The organism is Ruegeria sp. L12, from assembly GCF_056531745.1.
This window is the reverse complement of record NZ_JBQFMH010000007.1, coordinates 213,142-239,697: the sequence shown is the minus strand read 5'-3', so window position 1 is coordinate 239,697 and position 26,556 is coordinate 213,142. Positions and strand designations below refer to the sequence as shown.

At 59.1% G+C, this 26,556-nt stretch carries 24 protein-coding genes; 16 read left to right on the top strand and 8 right to left on the bottom strand.

The window, feature by feature from the left end:
- Positions 1–309: 309 nt before the first annotated feature.
- The 5 genes from ACR0K9_RS13345 to ACR0K9_RS13325 all read right to left on the bottom strand — a co-directional run bounded on the left by ACR0K9_RS13345 (position 310) and on the right by ACR0K9_RS13325 (position 4,439).
- Complete coding sequence (locus tag ACR0K9_RS13345) at positions 310–1,494, bottom strand: vWA domain-containing protein (protein ID WP_480823854.1); 1,185 nt, start codon at positions 1,492–1,494, stop codon at positions 310–312.
- A 4-nt stretch (positions 1,495–1,498) separates the two neighbouring features.
- Positions 1,499–1,666, bottom strand: coding sequence for a hypothetical protein (locus ACR0K9_RS13340; protein WP_480531920.1), 168 nt, complete (start codon positions 1,664–1,666; stop codon positions 1,499–1,501).
- 6 nt (positions 1,667–1,672) lie between these two features.
- Positions 1,673–3,037: a DUF2927 domain-containing protein gene (locus tag ACR0K9_RS13335; protein WP_480823852.1), complete on the bottom strand. Its 1,365-nt coding sequence runs from the start codon at positions 3,035–3,037 to the stop codon at positions 1,673–1,675.
- Positions 3,034–3,483: an N-acetyltransferase family protein gene (locus tag ACR0K9_RS13330; RefSeq protein WP_480531924.1), complete on the bottom strand. Its 450-nt coding sequence runs from the start codon at positions 3,481–3,483 to the stop codon at positions 3,034–3,036. Before ACR0K9_RS13330 ends, ACR0K9_RS13335 begins: the two co-directional genes overlap by 4 nt.
- A 110-nt stretch (positions 3,484–3,593) precedes the next feature.
- Positions 3,594–4,439, bottom strand: a complete 846-nt coding sequence (locus ACR0K9_RS13325; RefSeq protein WP_480531926.1) for an AAA family ATPase — start codon at positions 4,437–4,439, stop codon at positions 3,594–3,596.
- Positions 4,440–4,805: 366 nt separating this feature from the next.
- Between ACR0K9_RS13325 and dksA the strand changes: the two genes are divergently transcribed.
- Positions 4,806–5,228: an RNA polymerase-binding protein DksA gene (gene dksA / locus ACR0K9_RS13320; RefSeq protein WP_170354457.1), complete on the top strand. Its 423-nt coding sequence runs from the start codon at positions 4,806–4,808 to the stop codon at positions 5,226–5,228.
- 71 nt (positions 5,229–5,299) lie between these two features.
- The gene (locus ACR0K9_RS13315; protein ID WP_480823850.1) at positions 5,300–6,451 is read left to right on the top strand and encodes an FAD-dependent oxidoreductase; all 1,152 of its coding nucleotides are present in this window, start codon (positions 5,300–5,302) and stop codon (positions 6,449–6,451) included.
- A 4-nt stretch (positions 6,452–6,455) separates the two neighbouring features.
- Here the strand turns inward: ACR0K9_RS13315 and xth are convergent, their stop codons facing one another.
- Positions 6,456–7,235, bottom strand: a complete 780-nt coding sequence (gene xth, locus ACR0K9_RS13310; RefSeq protein WP_480823848.1) for an exodeoxyribonuclease III — start codon at positions 7,233–7,235, stop codon at positions 6,456–6,458.
- Positions 7,236–8,976: 1,741 nt separating this feature from the next.
- Here xth and ACR0K9_RS13305 point away from each other — a divergent pair.
- From ACR0K9_RS13305 to ACR0K9_RS13275, 7 genes are read left to right on the top strand one after another with little or no spacing between them, the layout of a single operon-like run.
- Positions 8,977–10,242, top strand: coding sequence for a hydroxymethylglutaryl-CoA reductase (locus ACR0K9_RS13305; RefSeq protein ID WP_480823846.1), 1,266 nt, complete (start codon positions 8,977–8,979; stop codon positions 10,240–10,242).
- Entirely contained in the window at positions 10,239–11,150 is a 912-nt protein-coding gene (locus ACR0K9_RS13300) for a UbiA family prenyltransferase (RefSeq protein WP_480823844.1), read from the top strand. The genes ACR0K9_RS13305 and ACR0K9_RS13300 overlap by 4 nt, the downstream gene beginning before the upstream one ends.
- Positions 11,147–13,609 carry a PEP/pyruvate-binding domain-containing protein gene (locus tag ACR0K9_RS13295; protein ID WP_480823842.1) on the top strand — a complete coding sequence of 821 codons (2,463 nt, stop codon included), beginning with the start codon at positions 11,147–11,149 and terminating at the stop codon, positions 13,607–13,609. Before ACR0K9_RS13300 ends, ACR0K9_RS13295 begins: the two co-directional genes overlap by 4 nt.
- Complete coding sequence (locus ACR0K9_RS13290; RefSeq protein WP_480823840.1) at positions 13,596–14,696, top strand: BtaA family protein; 1,101 nt, start codon at positions 13,596–13,598, stop codon at positions 14,694–14,696. The genes ACR0K9_RS13295 and ACR0K9_RS13290 overlap by 14 nt, the downstream gene beginning before the upstream one ends.
- Positions 14,693–16,024, top strand: coding sequence for a hypothetical protein (locus tag ACR0K9_RS13285; RefSeq protein ID WP_480823838.1), 1,332 nt, complete (start codon positions 14,693–14,695; stop codon positions 16,022–16,024). Before ACR0K9_RS13290 ends, ACR0K9_RS13285 begins: the two co-directional genes overlap by 4 nt.
- Positions 16,021–16,866, top strand: coding sequence for a hypothetical protein (locus ACR0K9_RS13280; RefSeq protein ID WP_480823837.1), 846 nt, complete (start codon positions 16,021–16,023; stop codon positions 16,864–16,866). Before ACR0K9_RS13285 ends, ACR0K9_RS13280 begins: the two co-directional genes overlap by 4 nt.
- On the top strand, positions 16,859–18,280 hold the full coding sequence (locus ACR0K9_RS13275; protein WP_480823835.1) for an AMP-binding protein: 1,422 nt from the start codon (positions 16,859–16,861) through the stop codon (positions 18,278–18,280). The genes ACR0K9_RS13280 and ACR0K9_RS13275 overlap by 8 nt, the downstream gene beginning before the upstream one ends.
- Before the next feature lie 436 nt (positions 18,281–18,716).
- Here ACR0K9_RS13275 and ACR0K9_RS13270 read toward each other — a convergent pair whose 3' ends face one another.
- A complete protein-coding gene (locus ACR0K9_RS13270; RefSeq protein WP_480531932.1) occupies positions 18,717–19,040 on the bottom strand; it encodes a HesB/IscA family protein in 324 nt (107 codons plus the stop codon).
- A gap of 76 nt (positions 19,041–19,116) precedes the next feature.
- Between ACR0K9_RS13270 and ACR0K9_RS13265 the strand changes: the two genes are divergently transcribed.
- Positions 19,117–20,274, top strand: coding sequence for a deoxyguanosinetriphosphate triphosphohydrolase (locus ACR0K9_RS13265; RefSeq protein WP_480823833.1), 1,158 nt, complete (start codon positions 19,117–19,119; stop codon positions 20,272–20,274).
- Here ACR0K9_RS13265 and ACR0K9_RS13260 read toward each other — a convergent pair.
- Positions 20,256–20,807 (bottom strand): putative pterin-binding protein, encoded by a 552-nt coding sequence (locus ACR0K9_RS13260; RefSeq protein ID WP_480823831.1) that lies wholly within the window; start codon positions 20,805–20,807, stop codon positions 20,256–20,258. The genes ACR0K9_RS13265 and ACR0K9_RS13260 overlap by 19 nt on opposite strands.
- Positions 20,808–20,940: 133 nt before the next feature.
- On the opposite strand from ACR0K9_RS13260, the gene argS reads away from it, so the two are divergent.
- From argS to ACR0K9_RS13230, 6 genes are all read left to right on the top strand, one after another.
- On the top strand, positions 20,941–22,686 hold the full coding sequence (gene argS / locus ACR0K9_RS13255) for an arginine--tRNA ligase (protein WP_480823829.1): 1,746 nt from the start codon (positions 20,941–20,943) through the stop codon (positions 22,684–22,686).
- Positions 22,687–22,774: 88 nt separating this feature from the next.
- Entirely contained in the window at positions 22,775–23,818 is a 1,044-nt protein-coding gene (locus ACR0K9_RS13250) for an SPOR domain-containing protein (protein ID WP_480531940.1), read from the top strand.
- Positions 23,815–24,822, top strand: a complete 1,008-nt coding sequence (gene nagZ, locus ACR0K9_RS13245) for a beta-N-acetylhexosaminidase (RefSeq protein ID WP_480823827.1) — start codon at positions 23,815–23,817, stop codon at positions 24,820–24,822. The genes ACR0K9_RS13250 and nagZ overlap by 4 nt, the downstream gene beginning before the upstream one ends.
- Positions 24,812–25,606, top strand: a complete 795-nt coding sequence (locus tag ACR0K9_RS13240; protein ID WP_480531944.1) for a segregation and condensation protein A — start codon at positions 24,812–24,814, stop codon at positions 25,604–25,606. The genes nagZ and ACR0K9_RS13240 overlap by 11 nt, the downstream gene beginning before the upstream one ends.
- Positions 25,599–26,249, top strand: coding sequence for an SMC-Scp complex subunit ScpB (gene scpB / locus ACR0K9_RS13235; protein WP_480531946.1), 651 nt, complete (start codon positions 25,599–25,601; stop codon positions 26,247–26,249). Before ACR0K9_RS13240 ends, scpB begins: the two co-directional genes overlap by 8 nt.
- A 65-nt stretch (positions 26,250–26,314) precedes the next feature.
- Positions 26,315–26,554: a hypothetical protein gene (locus tag ACR0K9_RS13230; protein WP_480823825.1), complete on the top strand. Its 240-nt coding sequence runs from the start codon at positions 26,315–26,317 to the stop codon at positions 26,552–26,554.
- Positions 26,555–26,556 lie beyond the last annotated feature (2 nt).

Sequence of the window (26,556 nt, the reverse complement as noted above, 5' to 3'; positions counted from 1 at the left end):
AGTCGAGCACTCACCCTCAAAAACGCGCGTGCCATCCTCTTGCAGAACACACACTGCGCAATTGGTCAGGGACACGTCTAAGCCAACATAGATTTTCATGGCTGTCTCTCCTTCAGCTCAAGGCTTTCGAGATACGACAATAGCCGTTCTCAATGCCCTTGAAGCCGAATGCTCAGCAGATACGCCATGTCAGCTTTTGGAGAGTTGCTACAATTGGGGCATCGAGCAGCATCGGTCAAAGTGGGCTCACTCCCGCCATTTGCGGGCAACACATTTAGACCTGGTTTGGGCTTCAAGCGAACACTCTGCCTACCGCGTCAGTTCCCGCATGCCCTGTTCCAGCCCGGCCAGTGTCATCGGCACCATGCGGTCCTCGAAAATCTCCTGAATCATGCCGATCGAATGGGTGTATTCCCAGTATTTCTCGGGCACCGGATTGATCCACAGGTTCGAGGCCCATTGCTCGCGCGCGCGCTGCAGCCAGACCTGCCCGGCCTCGGGGTTCCAATGCTCATTGGCGCCGCCGGGATAGGCGATCTCGTAGGGGCTCATCGAAGCGTCGCCGACAAAGATGCACTTGTAGTCCGACCCGTAGGTGCGCAGCACTTCGTGAGTCGGGGTCTGCTGGTCCCAGCGGCGGCGATTGTCGCGCCAAACGCCTTCGTAAAGGCAATTGTGGAAATAGTAGTATTCCAGATGTTTGAATTCGGTCCGGGCGGCTGAAAACAGCTCTTCGACCACCTTGATATGCGGGTCCATCGAGCCGCCCACGTCCAGGAACAACAGCACTTTGACCGCATTGTGACGCTCGGGACGGGTCTGGACGTCCAGATAGCCATGCTCGGCCGTGGCGCGGATGGTGCCGTCCAGATCCAGCTCCTCGGCGGCGCCTTCGCGTGCCCAGCGGCGCAGGCGCTTCAGGGCGACCTTGATGTTGCGGGTGCCCAGTTCTACCGTGTCGTCGAAATTGCGAAATTCGCGCTTGTCCCAGACTTTGACCGCGCGCTGATGGCGGCTTTCCTTCTGACCGATGCGCACCCCTTCGGGGTTATAGCCATAAGCCCCGAAGGGCGAGGTTCCGGCGGTGCCGATCCACTTGTTGCCACCCTGATGGCGGCCTTGCTGGTCTTTCAGGCGCTCGCGCAGCGTTTCCATCAACTTGTCGAAACCGCCAAGTGCCTCGATCTCGGCCTTTTCTTCGGCGCTCAGGTGCTTTTCGGCCATCTTCGCCAGCCATTCGGCGGGGATGTCCACCGCCTCCAGCACCTGGTCGAAGCTGATCTCGTTCAGCCCCTCGAAACTGGCCGCGAAGGCGCGGTCGAACTTGTCGATGTTGCGCTCGTCTTTCACCATCGACACACGGGCGAGATAGTAGAACGCCTCGACATCGTAGGTTGCCAACCCTTTCTTCATGCCCTCCAGAAAGGTCAGGTATTCGCGCAATGATACGGGAATGCCTGCTTTACGGAGGTTTTCGAAGAAGGGCAGGAACATAGGGTCAGACCATACGAACCAGAACCAGCGAGATGATCAGGCCCACCAATGCAAAGGCGATGCCATAACCGGCAGCGTATTGGGCCATATCCATGCCGCTGCCGTTGCGCTTGCGTGCTGCCAAGGCACCCAGAATCGCGCCCAGAATTGCCATGCCCAGAACCACTACCATCTGCCGTTATCCACCTGTGTTCGCGGCGGTCGCCTGTGCAAAATCCTCGGTCACTGAGCGTACCACCAATTCCGAGCCGAAGCCGTAGCGCGCCCATCCGATACTGTCCAGCCTGACCGTGCGGGCCTGTTCGGTTTGTCCGGATTGCCGCAGCGCCTCGGATTTCAGCAGCAGCAGGGTGGCCAGCAGGGCCGCGTTTTCGGCCTGAGTCATGACCTCGATGGCGTTGTCCAGATCGGGTAACGCATCCGCGCCCTGACCTTGTGCCAGCGCAAAGGCGGCGGTTTGCGCGGTGACGTGGGCGCGCTGAACCTCGGTGCCCGGCGTGGCTTCGAGATATCTCAGGGCCGTTGCGTATTGCACTTGCGCCGCATCGGGATCGTCGAACTGCCCCATGCGCCCCAGCAGATAGTGCGGATAGGCGCGGCGGTGATCGGTCCAGCCCTGCTGTTTGCCGATCCGGGCGGCCTCTTCCGCGGCCCTGACCCGTTTGGCCGGGCTTGACCCTGATCCCAGCGCCTTTTGCACCGCGTTGATCCAGGCACGCGGCGTCTCGGCCACCGGTTGCGGGGCGATCCGGTCGCCGCGCGGGTTCAGATGGCTGAGCACGTCGGGCAGCACCGCAGCCACCTGGTCACGGGTCATGCCGCTATGCAGTTCGTGCGCATAGGCGGTACGCAGGATCAGCATGTCGAAACCGGTCAGGATGGTGTGAAAATTGTCATCGTTGAAGACGGAATCCGGCAGGTGGTAGAGGTCATTGAGCGGCCCCAGCGCCTGCGCCAGTTCTTCGTGCAGACAATCGCGTACTTCCTGCGGGCTGGCATCATAGGGGATGAAAATGCCGATCCGTTCGCGGCTGCGCAGTTCGGTCCAGTTGCTTTTGCTCTTGCGGCGGTCGCGGCGATATTCCTCAAGGCTCGAGGCATTGGGCACCACGAAACAGGCTGCTTGCGGCAGGATGCGCTGAATCTGTTTCTGGCTGACGGCCTCGATGGTGATATTCGCCTGACCGTCGGGAATCTGGCGGATGTCGATCCGTGCCTCGCGCTGCAACCGGGTCAGCAGGCGGCTGAGATCGGTCTGCATCGAAGGAGGGGCTGTCCCGGTCAGCTTCACCGTGATCGGACCTTCGAACCGGGTGAACACCGGCAGTTCCGCGCCGCTTTCCAGCGCGAAATGCAGCGACAGGAAATCTGCCGCGATGTTGGTGTTGGATCGGGCAGGGGTGCTGGCGCGGGTGGTACCAAAATTTTTGGTAGGAGGCAGCGACTCTTCGATCACTTTGATGCGCGTCGGCAGCTCGATCCGTTCGACCGAGGTGCAGGCCGACAACGTCGCCAGCAACAGGGCTGTACCCAGACGCATCATGGGCGCTGATACTTCAGAAACGGCGTTAACTTGCCGATGCGGTCATAAAGCTGGCGTGCGGTGTGATTGAACTCCTGCGTCAGCCAATAAACGTTCGGGGCTTGTTGCCGGTCGGCCTCGTCATAAACGGCTTGAATTAGTGCGCGTCCGACGCCTGTGCCGCGTGCCGCGGGGCGGGCATAAAGGTCCTGCAGATAGCAGACCCGTTCGACCTTCCAGGCATGGCGGTGAAACAGGTAATGGGTCAGCCCGATCAATTCCCCATCCCGCTCGGCCACAAAGCAGGAAAAGTCTTGCGGATCATCGCCTAAGAGGCGGGCGAAGGTGGTGTCATACACCTCGTCCGAAACCTCGGATTCATAAAACGCCAGATAGTCGTGCCACATCTCGGCCCATGCCGCCCGGTCGTCAGGGCGCAAAGGGCGGATGGTAAGGGCGGTCGACATGTTCGGGTTTCCTGCTCTGCGGGGCCCGTTTGGTGGTCGGGCTTCGGTTGCTGCAATGCTGACATCCGGCCCCGCGGAAGGCAAGCCGCGATCACCGGATGTTCAAGTCCTCAGCGCTTGCCGCGCGCCATGAAGGCAAGGCGTTCAAACAAATGCACGTCCTGTTCGTTCTTCAACAGCGCGCCATGCAGCTTGGGCAGGGCGTTGGCACCATCACGCTTGAGGTCCTCTGCCGTCAGATCCTCGGCCAGCAGCAGCTTGAGCCAGTCCAGCACTTCCGAAGTCGAGGGCTTTTTCTTCAACCCCTGCGTTTCACGGATTTCATAGAACTGGGTCAGCGCGGTGGTCAGCAGCGCATCCTTGATACCGGGATGATGCACCTCGACGATGCGGCGCATCGTGGCTTCGTCCGGAAAGCGGATATAGTGGAAGAAACAGCGGCGCAGAAAGGCGTCGGGCAGTTCTTTTTCGTTGTTCGAGGTGATGATCACGATGGGGCGGTGCTTGGCCCGGATCGTCTCGCCGGTTTCGTAGACATGGAACTCCATCTTGTCGAGTTCCTGCAGCAGATCGTTGGGAAACTCGATATCGGCCTTGTCGATCTCGTCGATCAGCAGCACGACCTTCTCATCCGCCTCGAACGCCTGCCACAGCTTGCCCTTGCGGATATAGTTCGACACGTCATGCACGCGTTCCTCGCCCAACTGGCTGTCGCGCAGGCGGCTGACGGCATCATATTCATACAGACCCTGTTGCGCGCGGGTGGTGGATTTCACGTTCCACTCGATCATCGTCAGCCCCAGCGCACCGGCCACCTGCTTGGCCAACTCGGTCTTGCCGGTGCCGGGCTCACCCTTGACCAGCAGCGGGCGTTCCAGCGTCACCGCAGCGTTCACGGCAATGGTCAGATCGTCGGTGGCGACATATTCGGCGGTGCCTTGGAAACGTGCGGTCATGAGACCCTCATGTAGTGAAGCGATATGCAGCCCGGGTTACAGAGCGGCAGAGTTTTTGACAAGCCGGGCCGCAGCGTCGGTCGGGTGGAAATTTGCAATGTCTCCAACCCTTTTGCGCGATTCGTTGTGATCTTGCTTTGCCTTTGGTTGCACCTTGCCGCAAAAATGACCGCGTATTTTCACCAAAAAACACAGATTTCTTGTTACAAGTCTCACATTTAGACAATCGCGCTGCAGGGCGTGCCGGTCCTACGTTTGTGTAGTGACAATCCCGCGCCTGTCGGATAAACGCTGCGCAGAAGGGGGTGCCAAATGTCAGGTGAAACTACCGCTACCGACGTTTCAGGCCATACCGAGGGAGCAACAATGAAACAGGAAGTTTTTCTGCCGGAGGATTACCGCCCGGCTGAAGATGAACCTTTTATGAATGATCGACAGCTTGAGTATTTTCGCCGCAAGCTGCTGGATTGGAAAACAGAATTACTCGCAGGCAGCCGCGACACCATCGAAGGGCTGCAGGACAACACCCGAAACATTCCCGATGTCGCCGACCGCGCAAGCGAGGAAACCGACCGTGCGCTGGAACTGCGCACACGGGATCGTCAGCGCAAGCTGGTCGCCAAGATCGACTCGGCCCTGCGTCGGATCGATGAAGGAGAATACGGGTATTGCGAAAAGACCGGTGACCCGATTTCGCTGAAACGTCTGGATGCGCGTCCGATCGCGACCATGACGCTGGAAGCGCAAGAGCGTCACGAGCGCCGCGAAAAGGTTCACCGCGACGATTGATCGCTGGAGTTCCAAAGACATAATAAACGCCGGGGTCTTCCACTCCGGCGTTTTTTCGTTATGGCGGGGGCATGAATCTCAACGGTCTGAAATTCTGTGTCATTGGCGGCGGGATCGGCGGTCTGGCCGCAGCACTGGCGCTGCAGCAGCGCGGGGCGCGGGTGACGGTGCTGGAACAGGCTCCGGCACTGACCGAGGTCGGGGCAGGGTTGCAGATCAGTGCCAATGGCATGGTGGTTTTGCGGGCTCTGGGCGTGGTCGGTGATCAACCCGAGGCCGGATTGCGTTCAGCCGGAACTGTCCTGAGGGATTATCGCAAAGGGCGCGTCATCAGCCGCGTTGCCGGGCCAGCGGCGGGGCCGACCTATTATTATCACCGCGCCGATTTGTTGGATCTCCTGCACAACGCGGCAGAACGGGCGGGGGTCGACATCCGGTTGGATGCGCGCGTTGTCGAGGTGTGCAAGCACCCGGGCGAGGCCGAGGTCATTCTGGCCTCTGGTGAGAGGCTGCGCGCCGAATGTACGATTGCCGCCGATGGGGGCCGCAGCCTGATCCGCCCGCTTCTGAACGGGCAGGAAACGCCGGAGTTCACCCATCAGGTCGCATGGCGCGCGACCGTCCCCTGGTCCGAGCGGGCCGAGGCTGCGCGCGCCTCATTGACGATGGGACCGGGCCGTCACGTGGTCAGCTATCCTTTGCGCGATCAGAGCCTGATGAATATCGTTGCCATAGAAGAGCGTTCGGACTGGCGCGAGGAAGGCTGGCGTCGTCAGGGTGATCCGGACGACCTGCGCAGCCGGTTTGCTGATTTCGGAGGACCGGTTGGCGATTTGTTGTCTCAGGTGGAGGAGGTCCATCTTTGGGCTCTGTTCCTGCGCCCGGTGGCGGAATGCTGGCAGAATGGTCGGCTGGCCCTTCTGGGCGATGCCGCCCATCCAACGCTGCCATTCATGGCGCAGGGGGCCTGCCTGGCGCTGGAAGATGCATGGGGCCTGATCCGTGCCTTCGAGGGTCAATCCGGTGTGGCGCAAGCGCTAACCGCTTACGAAGCATTGCGCCGTCCGCGCGCCCGACGGGTGGTTGCCGCCGCGAAAGCGAACGCGCGCAATTTCCATCTGCGTGGTCCCATGCGTCTGGCGGCACAAGCGGCCCTGTCGGTGATCGGATCGCGATTGTCGCGCCGCTATGACTGGATTTACGACTACGACGCGACCGCGTGATCGGTCAAAGGTCCAGATCCACCCAGACCGGTACGTGATCAGACGGTTTCTCGTGCCCCCGCACCTCGGCATCGATCTGACAGTTTCGCATCAGATCAGCGGCCTGCGGGGTCAGCAGAAAATGGTCGATCCGGATACCGTCATTGCGGTTCCACGCACCAGCCTGATAGTCCCAGAATGAGTAATGGCCGGGGCCCTGCGTGCGGGCGCGGAAAGCTTCGGTGAATCCCAGGTTGAGAATCTTCCGGAATGCGGCGCGGCTTTCGGGGCGAAACAGGGCATCCTCGCGCCAGGCCTCAGGCCGTTTGGCATCTTCTGGCTGTGGAATGATGTTGTAGTCACCGGCCATCAGCGCCGGTTCCTCAGCGGCAAGAAGGTCGCGCGCCCGATCGAAAAGCCTCTCCATCCAGGCAAGCTTATAATCGTATTTGGGACCTGGCGCCGGATTCCCGTTCGGCAGATACAGCCCGCAAATCCGCAATGCTTGCTTGCCCACGACAGTCGCTTCGATCCAACGCGCCTGTTCGTCTGAATCGTCGCCGGGCAATCCCCGCGTCACATCCTCGAGCGGCAGTTTTGACAGGATCGCAACGCCGTTGAAGCTCTTTTGCCCGTGGGTTTCGACATTATATCCACGTTCTTCGAACATCTCGCGTGGGAAGTTTTCGTCCACCGACTTGATCTCTTGCAAAAGCACAACATCCGGTTGCGCCTCATCCAGCCAGCGAGGCAGAGCTTCGGCCCGCGCTTTGATGCCATTGATGTTGAATGTGGCGATTTTCATGCGCGATCCTCCGAAGCCTTGTAGCAACCTATCGCGCAGAACGGGCCCAACGGCAAGTCGAGAGCGGGGGCGAGGCTCTGCCTCGCGCTCCGGGATATTTTTAGCCAGATGAAGTAACGGATCCTTAACCAGAAGTATGAAGAATGATCTGGCGGTGCAGGCGGGGACGCCGATGACCGCGCCAGGTGAAGCTCTGATTGCTGGACGTCAGACGAATTTGACCTTTGCGTCATAAACTGACCCAATACTCCCTTCTCGTACTCTCTCAGATTGTTTCGACGGATCCGACCTCCTTTTGGATAGTTCGGGCAGATTTGTAGGCTCAGACGGCGAAGCCGCCTGTTCTCGCTGATCTGCCACGTGGCGAACGCGGGAGGGGGCGAGGCAATACTATTCGACAGGGGTGCTGCTGCCCGCAGGCTCAGCCGAGGATATAGTTCTTGTTGGGCAATCCGGCAGTGGGAAAACCACTGCCATTCGGGAGTTGATCCGTAAGAACAAATCGTTGCTCCAGACGGACCCCAGGCAGGATATCTGCGAGTTCTTCAGCCTTCAGGTTTCAAACTCGGCAACATGAATTTTGTTGGCGCAGTGACGCTTCGTGCGCTTGGGCACCCCTATTCCGGAGTCAAGCAGGGTCCGGCCATAAGGGATCAGGTCAAGGTCCAGCTCGAGCTAACGTTCGGTTGAAACCAGTCGTTCAAGTTGGCGCTAATCTAGGGCCGTATGGCGGGACTTCTCCGCCTTTTTGCTTTAGCAGCCGTTGCTAACGCGACATCCATTCGCAGGTGTCGCACATTTGTTGCTGCATTGCTGTCGATGCCGCCAAAAAACTTCACGGAAAGCTCTGTCGCGGCATTGGGATAGGGCTACAGGCTATTGAAGTAGATTGTTCTGTTCTATCAGAAAAGGAGCTGATCGAACTCATTGGGGACTATGCTGCGGATGAGGCAGCTAGGTATCTCAAGATCAATGTCGCCGGGATCAGGCGCTTGAACGATTCAGGATACGTGGAGGCATTTTCGCGCGGGAATCCTGGCACCAATCACCTGAGGCTATATGTCACCAAACACAGCATTATGGAACTTGAGCGTCAGTACATCACGCTTGACCAATTGGCGCAGGGTCAAAATGTAAGACCTATTCATTTTGCCCGCAGGCTTGACCGCGAGAATACTCTACCCATCAATTGCAGTGCTAGATACGTTAGGGTCCATTCAATTGATGACCTTAATTTGTGAGATCGTGTCATAATCAGAGGATTTGACGACAAAACGAACCGGGCCCGAGTTTGCAGAGTCCTGCGCGCCAGAGAAATTGGATGCTTTGGACGTCGATTTGCAGATCAAGCGTATCGTTAGGATGACCAGTCGTTTGGCGGCAGGTGATGTGGACAGAATTGGAGGGTGACGATGAGTGTAGAAATGACTGCGGAGGCGCTCGCAGTCGATGAACGGGCGCAGCTCGAAATTCTTAAGCAGGCCTATGCAAGTGGAGATGCCTCAAAAATTGACTAGGCGATTGCGCGCATCGAGTGTGTGCGACGAATGAAGCGGAAAGGCATCTACGATCTTGTTGCCTCATTTCCTGACTTTAGGTCCGGATGAACTCAAAGAGGTAGGGGTACTCACAATCGCCAACTGGATGTATTCGCTGGATATTGCTTTCTTTCTTGTTAGGGTGCAGCCATCGCAGAATTAAATCTGCATTCGTTTTACACAGCGTTTGTCGGAGCTGACTTTTGATCATTCCATTTCATGTGCGGGAAATGCTGCGGCGAATAAAAGCGCGATATGATGCTGAACGCACGCCACAGCAGATGGCCCCAAGCGACGAAGGGTTTTCGTCTTTGCGCCCCTCTCGCAAGGCTGACAGTAAGACGGTTGCGCGGTTCTGGGATCATCTAAAGCCCAGGTCAAGCGACGCCGATCAAGCATTGATCGCTGATGCTGCGACAGTTGCAGCTTCTGAAACCTATAGTGCCAATATTGAAAACTTCATTGGAACTGTGAAAGTGCCAGTTGGCATCGTCGGACCATTGCGCTTGAATGGTATGAACGCCAACGGGGATTTTTATGTGCCTCTGGCGACGACTGAGGCCGCGCTTGTTGCCTCTTATGCGCGAGGGGCCTTCGCAACTGGCCGTTCTGGCGGGGTCAGCACGGCCGTCTTGTACGAAGGTGTCCTGCGCACGCCCGCCTTTGTGTTCGAAGGTCTTTTACAAGCCGGTCAGTTCGTCGATTGGGTAGTCAGCAATATCGACGATCTTTGTGCCGCAGCCGAAGCCACGACCCGGCATGGCAAGCTTATCTCGGTCGAGCCATTCATCGACACCAATATCGTTTTTCTGATTTGCCGCTACACGACAGGGGATGCAGCGGGTCAGAATATGGTGACCATTGCTACGGATGCGCTGTGCCGGGCGATTGTCAGCCATTGCCCGATACCCATGGAAAACTGGTATATCGAGGGGAATTTTTCAGGCGACAAAAAAGCCTCGGCGCTTGGGTTGGTGACAGGGCGTGGTCGCAAGGTCAGCGCGTCGGTCACCTTGCCTGCGGAAGTCGTCGAAAAAACACTTGGAACGACCGTGGACGCCATGTTGGCCTATGGGCGGGTTGCCAATCTTGGCGCGCACCTGTCGGGTCAGCTGGGGGCGCAGGCCCATTATGCCAACGGGCTTGCAGCCTTTTACATCGCAACCGGGCAGGATGCGGCCTGTGTTGCCGAAAGCGCGATGGGTGTGACGCGGATGGAGCCCAAAGGGGATGATCTTTTCTGCTCGGTCACGCTCCCGAATATCCTTGTGGGGTCTGTGGGTGGCGGCACCGGTCTGCCCAGCCAAAGTGCGGCGCTGAACATTCTGGGACTGAAGGGCGCGGGCCATGGTACGGCGCTGGCCGAAGTGACCGCAGCCATCTGTCTGTGCGGAGAGATTTCGATTGTAGCAGCAATCGCTGCGGGCCATTTCACCCGTGCCCATGAAAGTTTGGCCCGTCAAAGATGACTTTGCTGGCGCGATTGTGGACCTATCAGGCCGAACGGTTTCCGTTGAAGAAGACCGTTCCGCTGTTGCTGGTGTTTTCGGCGGCCAGCATCTGCGTCTCGGCCCGGCTTGCGGATCGCCCGTTACCTGAATGGCCCGGTTTTGTGGTTGGATTTGTGCTCGCAATGGCGCTGTTTTTCCAGATGCGCTTTTGCGACGAATTCAAGGATGCCGAGGATGACCGCCGCTACCGGCCCGAACGTCCCATTCCGCGAGGGCTGGTGTCACCCGCCGAAGTTCTGGTGCTGGGCCTGCTGACCCTGCCGGTGGCTGTTGCCGCTGCATGGCTATGGTCCCCGCTGGTTCTGTGGTGCCTTTTGGGGGTTTGGGTGTGGCTGGCGGCAATGACTGCTGAATTCGGCGCACCAGCCTGGCTAAAGGCGCGGTCGGTTCTCTATCTGGTCAGCCATATGGCAATCATGCCGCTGATCGACCTATTGCTGACCAGCATTGAATGGCTTCCGGCCGGAGGAGCGGCATCACAGCTTTGGTTGTTTCTGGTGCTGTCCTTTGTCAATGGCTGCGTTCTTGAGATCGGGCGCAAGCTCTGGTCGCCCGAAAATGAGATTGACGGGGTCGATACCTATTCGGGCCTGTGGGGGTATCGCCGTGCCGCCGTGATTTGGCTGTGCTGTGTCGGTCTGTCCTTTGTCTTTCTGGTGGGTACAGGGTTTGCGACGGGCGTGGGCTGGTTCACGGTCGGGGTTGGGGCCCTTGCGTTGGTGCCCTGCGGTCTGGCCGCGCGCAGCTATGTCAAGGCACCGACCCCCGTTGCCCAGGACAGAATGGATACAATCGCCGGGCTTTGGGTGTTCTTCTGTTACGCCACAGCGGGCTTTTTGCCGTTTCTGATCGGAGCATTCAGATGACCTTTATCGTCAGCCAATCCGATGCCACGGACCCGACCGAGGTCGGAGGCAAAGCCGCCGCGCTGTCGAACCTGTCCCGCCAGGGTTTCAACTCGCCGGCGTTTTTTGTCATCTCCGACGCCGCGTTTCGCAAAGGCAAGACGGGGCCGGTCGCGGCACGTGGTTTGAAAAGCGCGCTGGATGCTGCGTTGGATGCGCTGGGTCCGGGGCCTTATGCGGTCCGCAGTTCCGGTCGGGCCGAAGATGGGGTCGAACATAGCCATGCGGGTCAGTTCGATACGGTTCTGAACGTCGCAGGTAGCGACGTGTTGGGGGCGGCGGAACAGGTTTGGCAATCCGGGTTTGCAGAGGCGATCGCCACCTATCGCGCCGTCAAAACCGGGGGCGAGGCAGAGGCTCCGGCGATCATCGTCCAACGCATGATTGTTGCAATGGCGGCAGGTGTCGCGTTTTCTGCCGATCCCGTGACAGGGCGAAGAAACGTCGTCGTTGTGTCCGCCGTCAAAGGCCTGGCCGACGGGCTGGTGGCAGGTGAAGTTGATGGTGAGGATTGGACCATTGACCAAAACGGGCACCCCGAATGCGCCCAAGCGGCACCTCAGGTCCTGACCCCGGGTCAGGCGCTTCTGGTCGCAGCGCTGACACGGCAAGCAGAACAGGCTTTTGGCGCCCCGCAAGACATCGAATGGGCGTTTGATGGTGATGGGCTGCACATTCTGCAAGCGCGGCCAATCACAACCGCTTTACGGCCCGTGGCATTACCGGATGAGGCGCTGACCATTTTCGACAATTCCAACATCGTCGAAAGCTATCCGGGCATGGTCAGCCCGTTGACTTATTCCTTTGCTGTGCACGTCTACTCGCGGGTTTATCGCGCTTTTGTACGGCTTCTGGGCGTATCGGACAGAACTGTCGCGCAGAACGCGGCCCTTTTCGACAACTTCCTTGGGCGCATTGATGGGCGGGTTTATTACAATCTGGTTAATTGGTACGGCGCACTGGCGCTGCTGCCAGGGTTTTCGCTGAATCGCGACTACATGGAAACGATGATGGGTGTGTCCGAACCCATGCCGTCTGAAATCACCGACCAAATCGGGCCTGCGCCCGTCAAAGGCGCGCGCAAGATATGGGAATACGCGAAACTGGCTGGGGTTGCGTGCGGCCTGATATGGCATGCCCTGCGTTTGCCGCGCACCCGGCGCAATTTCTACGACAGGCTAAATGATGTTCTGGATCGAGATCTGGACATCGAAACTGCAAATGCGACCAAACTGGCCGCTGAATATCGCGATATCGAAAGCAAACTCCTGGATCGCTGGGACGCCCCACTTGTCAACGATTTCCTGTGCATGATCGCCTTTGGCGCATCGCGCAACTTGCTGCACAAGTGGCTGGGTGAAGATGGGCTGGTGTTGCACAACGATGTCATGATTGGTCAAGGTGACATCATCTCGGCGGAACCGGCGCAGCGTATTGCCCGGATGGCGCACATGGTCCGCGAAGCAGGGATCGCGGATCATCTTAGCGCGGAATGCCAATTGGAAACCCTGACCCCTTATCCCCGGATCAGGGACGAGGTTCAGGCCTACCTGGATAAATTCGGCGACCGATGCACCGAAGAGCTGAAGCTGGAAAGCATTCCGCTGCGCGAGGACCCCTCCAGCCTGTTGATGGCAGTCGCGGCCAGTGCTGCCCGACCCGAAGGCAAACGGCATACAGGCACTGAACCGGACTGGAAGTCCCTGTTCTCATCCAACCCTGTGAAACGCCATCTGTCCAAATGGATCGTGGGCTGGGCCAAGGCACGTGTCCGGGACCGAGAGAACCTGCGTTTTGAACGCACCCGGATTTTCGGCCATGCCCGGAGTGTTTTCCTGGGTATCGGGCGTGAGCTTGCGGCAAGGGGGCTGCTGGCCGAACCCCGTGATGTGTTTCACCTGACAGTGCATGAGGTTCTAGGGGCGGTCGAAGGGTTCAGCCTGTCACCGGATCTCAAAGCCATCGTCGCGCAACGCCAACGCGAAGATCGTGCATCGTCGGAACGCCCGGACCCGCCGGAACGTATCGAAATTCGGGGGCCCGCAATTGCGCCGATCTGGGCGGATGCCGAGGAACCCCAGCGCGATATTGCGCGCGTGAAGACCGGCACGGGCTGTTCGGCTGGACAGGTTACCGCAAAAGCGCGCGTGATCCGTGATCCGCGCACCGAGGCGCTGCAGCCCGGCGACATCCTTGTGGCGCGGCACACCGACCCGGGTTGGATCGCCGTTTTTTCGAATGCCTCGGCCATCGTTGTTGAACGCGGGTCCCTGCTGTCTCATTCCGCCATCGTTGCGCGAGAGCTGGGCATTCCCTGCGTCGTCGGCCTGAAAGGCGCGACGCAGTGGATACGGGACGGAGAAACGCTTTCGGTTGATGGGGCAAGCGGCAAAGTGGAACGGTGCGATGGGGCAGAGTGAAATCGAAAGCAAGGCAGATTTCGACCACATCCGATACGCGCAATTGTGGGAGGACGCGGATGTTCTGACCTCCGCGATGGGCGATTGCGCTGGGGGCACACTTGTGTCGATTTGCTCGGCCGGGGATAACGCGCTGGCGATGCTGACGCTGGACCCGGCCAAAGTTGTGGTTGTCGATCTGTCTCCGGCTCAGATTGCCTGCCTGAAGCTGAGGATTGGCGCGTTCCAGTCCTTAACGCACCCAGAGTTTCTGGAGTTGACCGGCTCGCGCCCCAGCAGCAAGCGTGCTGATTTGCTGTCACGAGCACTGATGGAAACCGACCCGGAAACGCGCGCCTTTTGGACCGCGCTTACGCCTGATGTGGTGCGCTATGGGATCGGCGGCGTTGGTAAGTTCGAGCGGTATTTCCGCATCTTCCGGACCCGGCTTTTGCCGTTTGTGCATTCCAGAAAGACGATTGATGACGTCTTTACGCCGCGCGCACCCAAGGCGCGCGAAGAATTCTTTGACACACGCTTTGATACTTTCAGGTGGCGATTGTTGTTGAACCTGTTCTTCTCCCGTCTGGTCATGGGTCGCATGGGGCGTGACAAGGCGTTTTTCGATCACGTAGAAGGCAGCCCGGCCCAGCATGTGGCGCGTCGTATTCGCCATGCAGGCGTCGACACGGATCCGTCGCAAAACCCCTATCTGCACTGGATATTGAAGGGCACGCATGACGAGGCATTGCCAATGGCCTGGCGCCCCGAGCATTTTGACACGATCCGCGCCCGCCTGGATCGTCTGGATATCCGCCCGGGATCGTTAGAGGCTTTTGTCTCGACCGGTGAAAAGGCCAACGGGTTCAACCTGTCCGACATTTTCGAATATATGTCGACTGACATGTTTGAAACGGTCTATGGCTCCATCTTGTCGGCCGCGGCCCCGAACGCGCGTTTGGTATATTGGAACATGATGGCCCCCCGCCGTGTGCCTGCCCGCTACCGGGGTGAAGTTGAAACATTTCAGGTGGTTGAAGATCAGTTGAAAGCCCGCGACATGGCCTTTTTCTACTCGGACTTCGTTGTGGAACAGGTGAGTGCATGAGTGTTGCGGCCCAGATCCTGCTGGCTGTGATGTCTGTTTTTACCTTGCTGGGGCTGATGGCGGTGATCCGGCGGCTGGCGCATAAGGTCGAGCTCAGCGGCGAAGTGCAACGCAAACTGATGCACGTTGGCACCGGGCTTTTTGCCATGCTATTGCCGTGGATTTTCCCGGATCGCTGGCCGGTCTACATGCTGATTGGGGCCACGATGATCGTGATGCTGATCTTGCGATTGCCCCGCTTCTCAAAAGGTCTGGGGGCCGCCATTCACAGCGTGGAGCGTACCTCATACGGGGATTTCCTGTTGGCACTTTCGATCGGGCTTTGTTTCTTGCTGGCCGGTGACAACACGCTGTATTACGTGCTTCCGATCGCTGTTTTGACGCTGGCTGATGCCGCAGCCGCAATTGCCGGGACCACCTACGGAACCAAACGCTATGTGGTCGAAGATGGCGACAAAAGCCTGGAAGGATCGGTGGTATTTTTTGTCGTAACGCTGTTGGTTGCGATCATCTGTTTCCTGTTTTTGTCAAAGCTGCCACCGTCCAACATCATGATGCTGTGCCTGATGGTTGCCGGTTTCGGCACCCTGGTCGAGGCGCAAAGCTGGCGCGGCTTTGACAGCCTGTTCCTGCCGCTCGGCTTGTTGATTTTTCTGAAAACGCACTATCACAGTTCGTTGGCGGAACTGGCTATGCTTGCCATTTTGTTCTTTGCCGCGCTGGTCAGTTTTGGCGTGGTGGGAACCCGGATGGGCCTTAGCAAACATACCACCCGCGTTTATGTCGTTGCGGTTTTTCTAATGCTGGCAGCTGCAAAAATGCAGAATACAGTCCTGCCTATTCTGGTTCTTGCTGCACATGGCTGGGCGCGCACCGCGTCTCCGTGTGACAGCAAGTATCCTGATCTGGATATCGTAGCCGCCCTGGGGATTTTGGGATTTGGTTGGCTTGCGGTGGGCAATGCAACGGGCTGGGATGCGATATCCTTTTTCGGCCTTAGTGCAATGGGACTGGCCATGGGGCTGTCGGCTATGGCGTTGCAGGGCATACCTGTTGCGATACCGCTTGCTGCCGCTGTTCTGTTTCTGGTCCGTATCTGGGCGGTTTCGCTGAACTCTGACCATTCGAACTGGGCTGAACCTTTGACGGTGTTGTCACTTGTCACACTTGCAGTGACTGCGATTGTGCCTTGGGCGCTCCCGGATGTTTTTCAAAGGAACCGTGTTTCGCGGCTTACGCTCTTGGCGCTGTTGCTGCCGCTTACCTATTACATCTGGTCCGTTGCCGGGGACATTGGCGCCCGGATCGCTGACGGGGTTATTTCATGACGAAAGAAAGCATTCGAACCGACGGTGCCAAACTGTCCGTATATCTGCAGGGCCCCGAATGGGATGGTGTGCCCGCGGCTACCATCGGCGACTTCTCATGCAAGATGCCAGAGGCCGGTTTGCACGCTGTGCATCAGGCCGTCGAACGGGTCCGCAGCGCGGGGATTGACCGGATCATCGGTCCAATGTCCGGGGATACCTGGCACAGCTATCGGTTTGTCTCGGAAAGCGACGGTTCAGCCCCGTTTTTGATGGAACCGGCGAACAAGCCACATGACCCCGACGTGTTCAAGGCGGCAGGTTTTGCACCCATCAGCAGCTATTTTTCAGCGCGCGTTGCCTTGGCGCAAACGGCCAGGTCGTCTTTGACCGCAACCGGTGCGTTCACGGTCGAACCTTGGGATGGAACCAATCCCGAAGGCCTATTCCGGCAGGTCTATCACCTGTCGGTCGAGGCATTCGCGCGCAATGCGTTCTACAAACCTATCTCTGAACGTGATTTCCTGGCGATGTACATGCCCGTCGTTCCGATGTTGAAGCGCGAACTGATCTTTTTAGCCCGCCGCCTAGATGGCTCATTGGCGGGATTTTTGTTTGGCATCCCGAACTATGCAGAAGGTCCGAAACCCAAAGCCGCGATCCTGAAAACCTATGCCAGCCTGGAGCGGGGTGCGGGACGCCACTTGGCCAGCCATTTCCATAAATCCGCCTTGGAACTGGGCTTTGATACGGCGATCCACGCGTTGATCCACGATGATAATCAATCAGCTGAGCGCAGCAGTGTCGAAGGGGCCACGGTGTTCCGGCGATATGCTCTGTATGGGCTGCGTCTGGATGGCTAACCTGCTGGACCATTTTGCCGATGCGGTCGCGCGGCACCCGGACCGGATCGCCATTGTAGAAGGCACCGGTCACCAGGTCACATTCCGCGCCTTGCACGGACGCGCGCAGCAATTGGCCAGCAAGTGGGAGCGCAAGGGTCTTCGCCATGGCGACCGTGTTCTGCTGGCAATGCCCGTCAATGCGGATCTCTATGCCAGCCTCGCAGCCTTGTGGTCGTTGGGGGTAACGGTCGTCCTGCCCGAGCCTGCGATGGGTCTTGCGGGGTTGCGTCACGCGGCAAGAACAACCCGGCCCAAGGCGTTCTGCGCATCGGGTTACTTTGCGTTGCTCAGCTTTGTTGTGCCAGAGCTTTTGGGGTTGCCTCTTTTACGACCGGGCCAAGGGCAAGGCGAGCCGAGTGTTGTGGATGTTCAAGGCAATGATGTGGCGCTTATTTCCTTTACATCCGGAACTACTGGTCAGGCCAAGGCCATCCCGCGCAGCCACGCGTTTCTGATGGCCCAGCATGACGCCATCGCACCGCTTCTGGATAGTGCCATGGCCGAGCGGGATCTTGTCGCGTTTCCGGTCTTCACTCTGATCAACCTAGCGGCCGGACGCAGGACGATTCTGCCAAACTGGAAGATGACCAAGCTGGATCGTCTATCGCCCGAGCAACTGGCGGGCTGGATAACGAAACAACAGGTCACGCGGCTTTTGATCCCGCCGTCCCTGTGTGAAAAACTTGCGCAGTGCAAAGATACCGGCCAGTTACACACCGTCTTTACCGGCGGCGGCCCGGTCTTTCCTGACCTGATCCAAGGGTTGCTCGAACAGTCCAGCCTGGATGTGGTCTGCGTTTACGGCTCCACCGAGGCGGAACCGATTGCGCATCTTGATGCGCGCGACATCTCGGACGTTGATTATCGTGATATGGCAGCGGGCAGGGGGCTTTTGGTCGGACACCCAGTTTCGCATATCGATCTCCGAATTCGGGACGACGAAGTTCAGGTGGCAGGAGATCACGTAAATGATGGCTATCTTGATCCCGCACACTCCAAAGAAAACAAAATCAAAGACGGTACCACGATCTGGCATCGAACAGGCGATGTCGGCCGGTTGGATGAGCAGGGCCGTTTGTGGTTGTGGGGTAGACTAAGGAGCGAGGTGACAACCCCGACCGGCCGCATCTTTCCGTTCGCGATCGAAATAGCTGCCCGGCAATGGCCGAGCGTGACTAACAGCGCCCTAATGAGCCTTAACGGAAAGCCAACTCTATGTATTGAAGGTGACAAGGATCAGTTATCAAACTGGAATAGCCTAGCGCAGGAATTCGGCGCTATCAAAGTGACCCACGTGAAAAAAATCCCAATGGACAAACGTCACAGATCCAAAGTTGACCGAGTAAAACTCACTCACCTCTTGGGTAATTGATCTACAGTATCTTTCCCTTCAGTGTTCTTACGGGAAACTGCAATCGAGCACGGTTTTGTATTTGCCCGCTGGCTAAGCAGTAGAAAAGTCCTGCAACTTGTGAAGAGCGACTGCCAACATAGCTGCACGCCACATGAATGACCATTTCTCCCGCTGCAAGCTGGCAATCTAAGCTGCGAGAAAATCCAAGGGCCGTTTGGCCTCGTCAAAGTTTTTTTGCGCGGTGTGGATGAGAGGCTGATCGTTCTGGGGTAAAAATGCTTGATGTTTGGGTCAGAATTGAATGACGCGGTTCTTTCATTTGTTGAGATTTTGACAGCCGATTGAGGCAAATATCAGTGACGTTCCATACTGATCTTTGCTGGTCAGAGAGCGAATCCCTCTTCATCTGGCTAAAAATATGCTGGGGGTGTGGGGGCAAAGCCCCCACGCGAGCTTACATCGAAAACGACGTACCGCAGCCGCAGGAGGAGGTGGCGTTCGGATTTTCGATCACAAACCGCGCACCGATCAGTTCCTGAGTAAAGTCGATCACGGCATTTTCAAGAAACGGCAGCGATATCGCGTCAACGATGACCTTCTGGCCCTTGCCTTCCAGCACAAGGTCATCCTCTTTCGGTTCGTCCAGCGCGATTTCGTATTGAAAACCGGAACATCCCCCGCCTTCTACCGCGACGCGCAGGGCCTGGCCCTGATCCGCTGCGCCGATCTCGGCCAGTCGGTCAAAGGCGCGATCTGTGACTTTTGGGGGCAGATTCATGCCGGTCTCCAAAGGTTTATTTCCTCAGCGCTGTACAATATATGAAACCTGAAGACAGGCGACAAGGACAAGACCTTTGAACAGAGCGGGTTTTGCCTCGGATCCAGGCCGCGCAAGGGGGCGGCTTGTACCAGAGGAAGAAAGCAGCTTCCGGTCATGCTTTCAGCGTGATCGCGACCGGATCATTCACGCCAGCGCGTTTCGGCGGCTCAAACATAAGACACAGGTGTTTGTCGAGCATGAGGGCGACAGTTACCGCACCCGTCTGACGCATTCCATCGAAGTCGCGCAGGTGGCGCGGACCATTGCCGGCGCGCTGGGACTGAATCCGGAACTGACTGAGGCGGTGGCACTGGCACATGATCTGGGGCACACGCCGTTCGGACATACGGGCGAGGATGCGCTGCACGCTTTGATGCAGCCATATGGCGGGTTTGATCACAACGCGCAGGCCATTCGCATCGTCACCAAGCTGGAACGCCACTATGCCGAGTTCGACGGCTGTAACCTGACCTGGGAATGTCTGGAAGGGATTGCCAAACACAATGGCCCCGTCATTGGTGATTTGCCCTGGGCTTTGGCCGAGTGCAATCAGGGCTTTGATCTGGAACTTCATACCCATGCCAGCGCCGAGGCACAGGTGGCCGCGCTTTCGGATGACATTGCGTACAATAATCACGACCTGTTCGATGGGTTGCGCGCCGGTTTGTTCAGTGACGCGGATATTCAGCAACTTCCGATCATTGACGCCTGTTTTGCCGAGGTGGATGCAAAATATCCGGGTCTGGACACCTATCGCCGCCGACATGAGGCGCTCAGGCGGGTGTTTGGCGTGATGGTCTCGGACGTGATCGACACGTCGCGCGGGCTGATCGCTGCCTCTGGCGCGCAGTCGGTCGAGGAGATCAGGTATCTGGGTTACCCGGTCATTCAATTTTCGGATGACTTATGGGCGCAGCTCAAGCAGATTCGGGCGTTCCTGTTTTCGCGCATGTACCGCGCACCCAGCGTGATGCAGGTGCGTGCCAAGGTCAGCAAAGTGGTTGAGGAACTGTTTCCCACCTACCTGAACGACCCGAAACAAATGCCCGGTCATTGGCACAGCGATATCGAGGCTGCGGCGGACGAGACGGCGCTGGCCCGGATCGTCTCGGATTATATTGCGGGCATGACCGACAGGTTTGCGCTGCAGGATCATGCCCGGCTGACCGGGGATCATTCGATCGCGATATAGGCGATGGCCCAGACCTGTTGGCTGGCCTGCGTCTGGGCCAGTTCGGCATCATCGGTTGGCGGGAAGACGATCATCGTGGGGCCATAGCCGCCAATGCCCATGGGCACGCCATCCGCATGGGTGGCCACGATGGGTTGGTGTGCGTTGATGCTCTGCCATGGGATTTCGGCCTGATAGCCGTCCAGTGCCATGGGCAGGGCAGATTTGCCCTCGGCCCCGACCATCTGCATCACCTCGGACAGCAGCGGTCCCGAGAAAACATAGTCGCGCTGGTTCTCCGGCGGGCCGTAGGGGATGGTGATCTCGACCTGCTCCAGCCCGTCCAGCATGGTCGCATCGAAACCTGCGGCACCGGAATGTGTGACTTCGAGGTAACCCAACAGGCCGCCGTCATTCTCGGCGCGCGCGGGAAGGTTGGTCTGGGTGACGGCTCCGCCCAGGGTCAGGATGACGTGACCTTCGGGGGTGGGCAGTTCGGCCCAGGCGGGCAGGGCGGTGGACAGAAGCAGGGCAAGGGGCAGGATACGGCGCATGTGATCTCCGGTGTTGGTGGGGGCGGTTCCGAGATTACCCGGCATATGCGCCAAGCCAAGCGCAAACTATAGGCGTCCATTGACCTTGCCGTGATGCGTGTTAAACCGCCCGGCAAGCAAAAGGACATCCGAAATGAACCTGTTTTCCGAGATCCGCGCCCTGGTACTGGACGCGCTGGCGCAGATGCAGTCCGAAGGCGCGCTGCCCGAGGGGTTGAGCTTTGACAATGTGGCGGTCGAACCACCGCGCGACGCGGCACATGGCGACATGGCGACCAATGCGGCGATGGTGCTGGCGAAACCGGCGAAGATGAAGCCGCGCGATATTGCCGATGTGCTGGCCGGAAAGCTGGCTGCGGACGACCGGATCACCAGTGCCGAGGTCGCGGGGCCGGGGTTCCTGAACCTGCGCCTTGCGCCGTCTGTCTGGCAGGGCGTTCTGGCGGCGGTGTTGGAGCAGGGCACCGACTATGGCCGCTCGACCATGGGGGCGGGGCAGAAGGTCAACGTGGAATATGTCTCGGCCAACCCGACCGGTCCGCTGCATGTGGGACATACGCGCGGCGCTGTGTTTGGCGATGCGCTGGCCAGTCTGCTGGCCTATTCCGGTCATGATGTAACGCGCGAATATTACATCAATGATGGCGGCGCGCAGGTGGATGTGCTGGCGCGCTCGGCCTACGAGCGCTACCGCGAAGCCAACGGGCTGAGCCCCGAGATTGCCGAGGGGCTGTATCCGGGCGACTATCTGATCCCGATTGGCGAGGCGCTGAAAGAGAAATACGGCGACAGCCTGATCGACAAACCGGAAAGCGATTGGCTGGAAGAGCTTCGGGAATTCTCGACCGACGCGATGATGGACCTGATCCGCGCCGATCTGAAGGCGCTGGGCGTCGAGATGGATGTGTTCTTCTCGGAAAAATCGCTCTATGGCACAGGCCGGATCGAGGCGGCACTGCAGTCGCTGACCGACAAAGGTCTGATCTACGAAGGCGTGCTGGAGCCGCCAAAGGGCAAAAAGCCCGAAGATTGGGAACCGCGCGAGCAGACCCTATTCAAATCGACCGAGCATGGAGATGACGTCGACCGTCCGGTCAAGAAATCGGACGGCAGCTGGACCTATTTCGCCCCCGATATCGCCTATCACTACGACAAGGTGACCCGTGGCTTTGACGCGCTGATCGATGTGTTTGGCGCGGACCATGGCGGTTATGTCAAACGGATGAAGGCGGCTGTGTCGGCACTGTCTGACGGCAAGGTACCGCTGGATATCAAGCTGACGCAACTGGTGAAGCTGTGGAAGAATGGCGAGCCGTTCAAGATGTCCAAGCGGGCCGGGAATTTTGTAACCCTGCGCGATGTGGTCGATCAGGTTGGCCCTGATGTAACCCGTTTCGTGATGCTGACCCGTAAGAACGATGCGCCGCTGGACTTCGATTTCGACAAGGTGCTGGAGCAGAGCCGCGAGAACCCGGTGTTCTACGTGCAATACGCCCATGCCCGCGTGATGAGCGTGCTGCGACGCGCCGCCGAGGCCGGGATTGCGGCAGACGATGCGGCGCTGAGCGGGGCTGATCTGAGCAAGAATGACCACGCCTCGGAACTGGCCGTGGCCAAGAAACTGGCCGAATGGCCGCGTCTGGTCGAGATTGCAGCGCGCACCAACGAACCGCATCGCGTTGCCTTCTATCTGTATGAACTTGCAGGAGATTTCCACGCATTGTGGAATAAGGGCAACGATGAAACCCAGTTGCGTTTCATCCAGGATGGCGATGTTGCCACAAGCCAGTCGAAAATCGCATTGGCCCGCGCTGTTTCTGTTGTGATTTCAGCGGGCTTGGGTATTCTTGGCGTTACCCCGGCGCAGGAGATGCGGTAACAAAATCGCCCGAACCGCCGGTACGAGGTAGGCAAGAAATGACCCGCGCGCCATCTTTTTAAGGCGCGAAACGGGCGGTGAGGCGGATATGGCACGTTACGATTACTCGGGGCAGGCAAGCCCCGAGCAGATGGATTACTCGAATCAAGCGCATCCTGAGAATGCGTATGACTATTCAGATGAGATGTACGACTATGAACCGGTTCCGCGCGCGGGCGCCGGGTTTGGCCGTATTGTCAACGTTCTGGGGGCGGTCGCGTCGCTGGCGCTGGTCGCGGGCGTCGGCGTCTGGGGGTACAAGCTGGTGATGCGTGACGTCAGCGGAGTGCCGGTTGTGCGCGCCGCCGAAGGGCCGATGCGCATCCAGCCTGAAAATCCGGGCGGTACACCTGCGGATCATCAGGGCCTTGCAGTGAACACTGTGGCCGCTGTCGGAACCGCCGCACCCCCGGCGGATCGGCTGATCCTGGCCCCGCGCCCTGTGTCGCTGACCGATGAAGACACCCCCATGGCCGCGCTTGAGGCCACCAATGCCGTGCAGGTGATCGAAGAACCCACCACCGATCAGGCTGTCGTGAACGCGCTGGTCGAAGGCCTCGCCGCCGATACCCAGACCGAACAGGTGCAAGAGCAGGGCGTTCAATTGGCCTCATTGGTCACGCCCGAGGATGAGCCTGCGATTGATCCCGCCGATCTGGCCGCTCAATTGCCCGACCCGAAGATTGCGGCCTTGCCGGGTGTGCGCCGATCGCTGCGCCCGCTGGTGCGTCCGGCCCGTGCAACCCGCAGCTCGATTTCGTCGAACAGCGCCACCGAGGCGGCGATCAATGCCGCCGTGAAGGCCGCCGTAGGTCTGGATGTTGATCCGGATACCCTGACCAAGGGTACGCGGCTGGCGCAGCTCGGGGCCTATGAAAGCAACGATGTGGCGCAAGCGGAATGGGCGCGTTTGAATAGCCGGTTTGGCGAATATATGAACGGAAAACAGCGCGTTATCCAAAAAACCTCAAGCGGCGGTCGCACCTTCTATCGGCTGCGCGTCATGGGGTTCGATGATCTGAGCGACTCGCGTCAGTTCTGCGCCGCGCTGGTGGCGCAGGGGGCCGATTGCATCCCGGTCGCCGTCCGGTGAGCTTTGGCGCCGTCATCACCGATGCCGAAGGGCTGCGCCTGACGCCGGATGAGAGAGCCTTGTTCAAAGAGATGAACCCGTTCGGGTTCATTCTGTTTGCCCGCAATATCGAAAGCGCCGATCAGGTACGCGCCCTGTGCGACGATTTCCGCGAAGCGGTGGGCCGCAATTGCCCCATCACGGTCGATCAGGAGGGTGGGCGCGTGCAGCGTCTGCGTGCCCCGATTGCGCGCGAATGGCTGCCTCCGCTGGATCACACGGCCAAAGCTGGCGATCAGGCCGAACGTGCTATGTACTTGCGCTATCGCCTGATTGCGCATGAGCTGTTCGAGCTGGGCATCGACAGCAACTGCGCCCCGATGGTGGATGTGGCGCGGCCTGATACCCACGCCTTTCTGCGCAACCGCTGTTATGGCGATGATGCGGTTACGATCGGTAAGATCGGGCGCGCCGTGGCGCAGGCGCATCTGGATGGGGGCGTCCTGCCGGTGATGAAACACATGCCGGGCCACGGCCGCGCGACGCTGGACACCCATTTTGACCTGCCGCGCGTCGAGCTGCCTCTGGACGAGTTGACCCGGACGGACTTTGCGCCATTCCGGTCGCTGAACGATCTGCCGATGGGAATGACGGCCCATCTGGTATTTGAACAGATCGACGCGACCCCGGCCACAATTTCCGCCCCGATGATGCAGGTGATCCGCGATGTGATCGGCTTTGAAGGGCTGATCATGACCGATGACATCACCATGAAAGCGCTCAGCGGCACTGTGCCCGAACGCTCGCGGCAAGCGCTGCAGGCGGGCTGCGATGTCGTCCTGCATTGCAATGGCAGCTATGACGAGCGTCGCGCCGTGCTGGAAACCGCAGGCCAGATGACGCAGGCGGCACAGTCCCGCGCAGATCGCGCGCTGGCCATGCGCAAACCCCCGGCGGAACTTGACATCCAAGCCGCCGAAGCGGAACTATCTGCCCTAATGGGCGGGCAGGTGTATGCAGGATAACCTTTTCAGCGAAGACCCGGTCTCGGTTGCCGATCGGCTTGCGGCCGAAGCGCTGATCGTTGACGTCGACGGGTTCGAAGGCCCGCTGGACGTGCTGCTGACCCTGTCGCGCACGCAAAAGGTGGACCTGCGTAAAATCTCGGTTCTGGCGCTGGCGCAGCAGTATCTGACCTTTGTCGAAAAGGCGCGGCAGCTGCGGATTGAACTGGCTGCGGATTATCTGGTGATGGCGGCGTGGCTGGCCTTTCTCAAATCCCGCCTGCTGCTGCCGCCTGACCCCGATGACGAAGGACCCTCGGGCGAGGAACTGGCCGCGCATCTGGCGTTCCAGCTTGAGCGTCTGCAGGCCATGCGCGACGCCGCCGCACGGTTGATGGCACGTGACCAGTTGGGGCGCGACTTCTTCAAACGCGGGCAGGGCGAGGATGTCACCCGCATTCGCACCGTGACCTATTCCGCCACGCTGCTGGACCTGATGCAGGGTTATGCGCGCATTCGTACCCGCGACGAATTCCGCCCTTTCGTCATGGACCGCGACGCCGTCTTCACGATGGAACAGGCGCTGGAACGGATGCGTCCGCTGATCGGTTTCGCGGGGACATGGACGGATATGGAGACCTATCTGCCCGACGGCTGGGATGCTGACCCGGTGCGGCGGCGCTCGGCCACGGCAGCGACCTTTGCGGCCTCGCTGGAACTGGTGAAAGAAGGACATATGGAGATCAAGCAGAGCGAAACCTTCGCCCCGATCCATCTGCGCAAGAGGACCGAAACCCGTGACTGACGCCCCCGAAGAAACCGGCACCCTGTTCGAAGCGCCCCCGTTGGCGGAACAGGAGCGCATGGTCGAGGCGGTGCTGTTCGCCAGCGCGCAGCCTGTGACTATCGCCGATTTAGAGGCCCGGATGCCCCATGGCAGCAATGCGGCCCAGGCGGTTGAATCGCTGCAGAAGCGCTATGAAGGGCGCGGTGTGCGCGTGGTCCGTGTGGGTGAGGCCTGGGCCATTCGCACCGCCCCCGATCTTGGGTTCCTGATGCAAAAGGAAACCGTCGAGACCCGCAAGCTGAGCCGCGCCGCAATCGAGACGCTGGCCATCGTCGCCTATCACCAGCCCTGTACCCGGGCCGAGATCGAAGAGATTCGCGGCGTTTCCGTATCACGCGGCACCATCGATCAGCTGCTCGAGATGGAGTGGATTCGGCTGGGCCGCCGCCGCATGACGCCGGGTCGGCCGGTGACATTTGTTGTGACGCCCGAGTTTCTGGACCATTTCGGATTGGAAAATGCCCGCGACCTGCCTGGTCTGAAAGAGCTGCGTGCAGCCGGGTTGCTGGAAAACCGCCCACCTCCGGGCGCAGTGCCGTTGGGCGAGGGGCAGGAAGAAGACGCGGATGAGGATCAGACTGAGTTGTTCGAGGAAGAGTGATCGAACAGCCCTTTTGTTGCCGCAGAACGGCACTATTGTAGGGCGCAGGAAACGGAGTTGAGCCAATGAATGCCAATCGGATCATCGACATGGTCATACGTCAGGTGACGCGCCGACTTGTGAACCATGGGATCGACAAGGGGGTCGATCTGGCAAGCCGGGTAGGCCGCAAGCCAGGGGAGACCCAGGCACCAAACAGCCCCGAGGCTGACCGCCAGATGCGTGACACCACCGCGCGCCAGAAGCAGAGCGCCAATCAGATGAAGCAGGTCACACGTCAGATGCGGCGTTTCATCAAGTTCTAAAA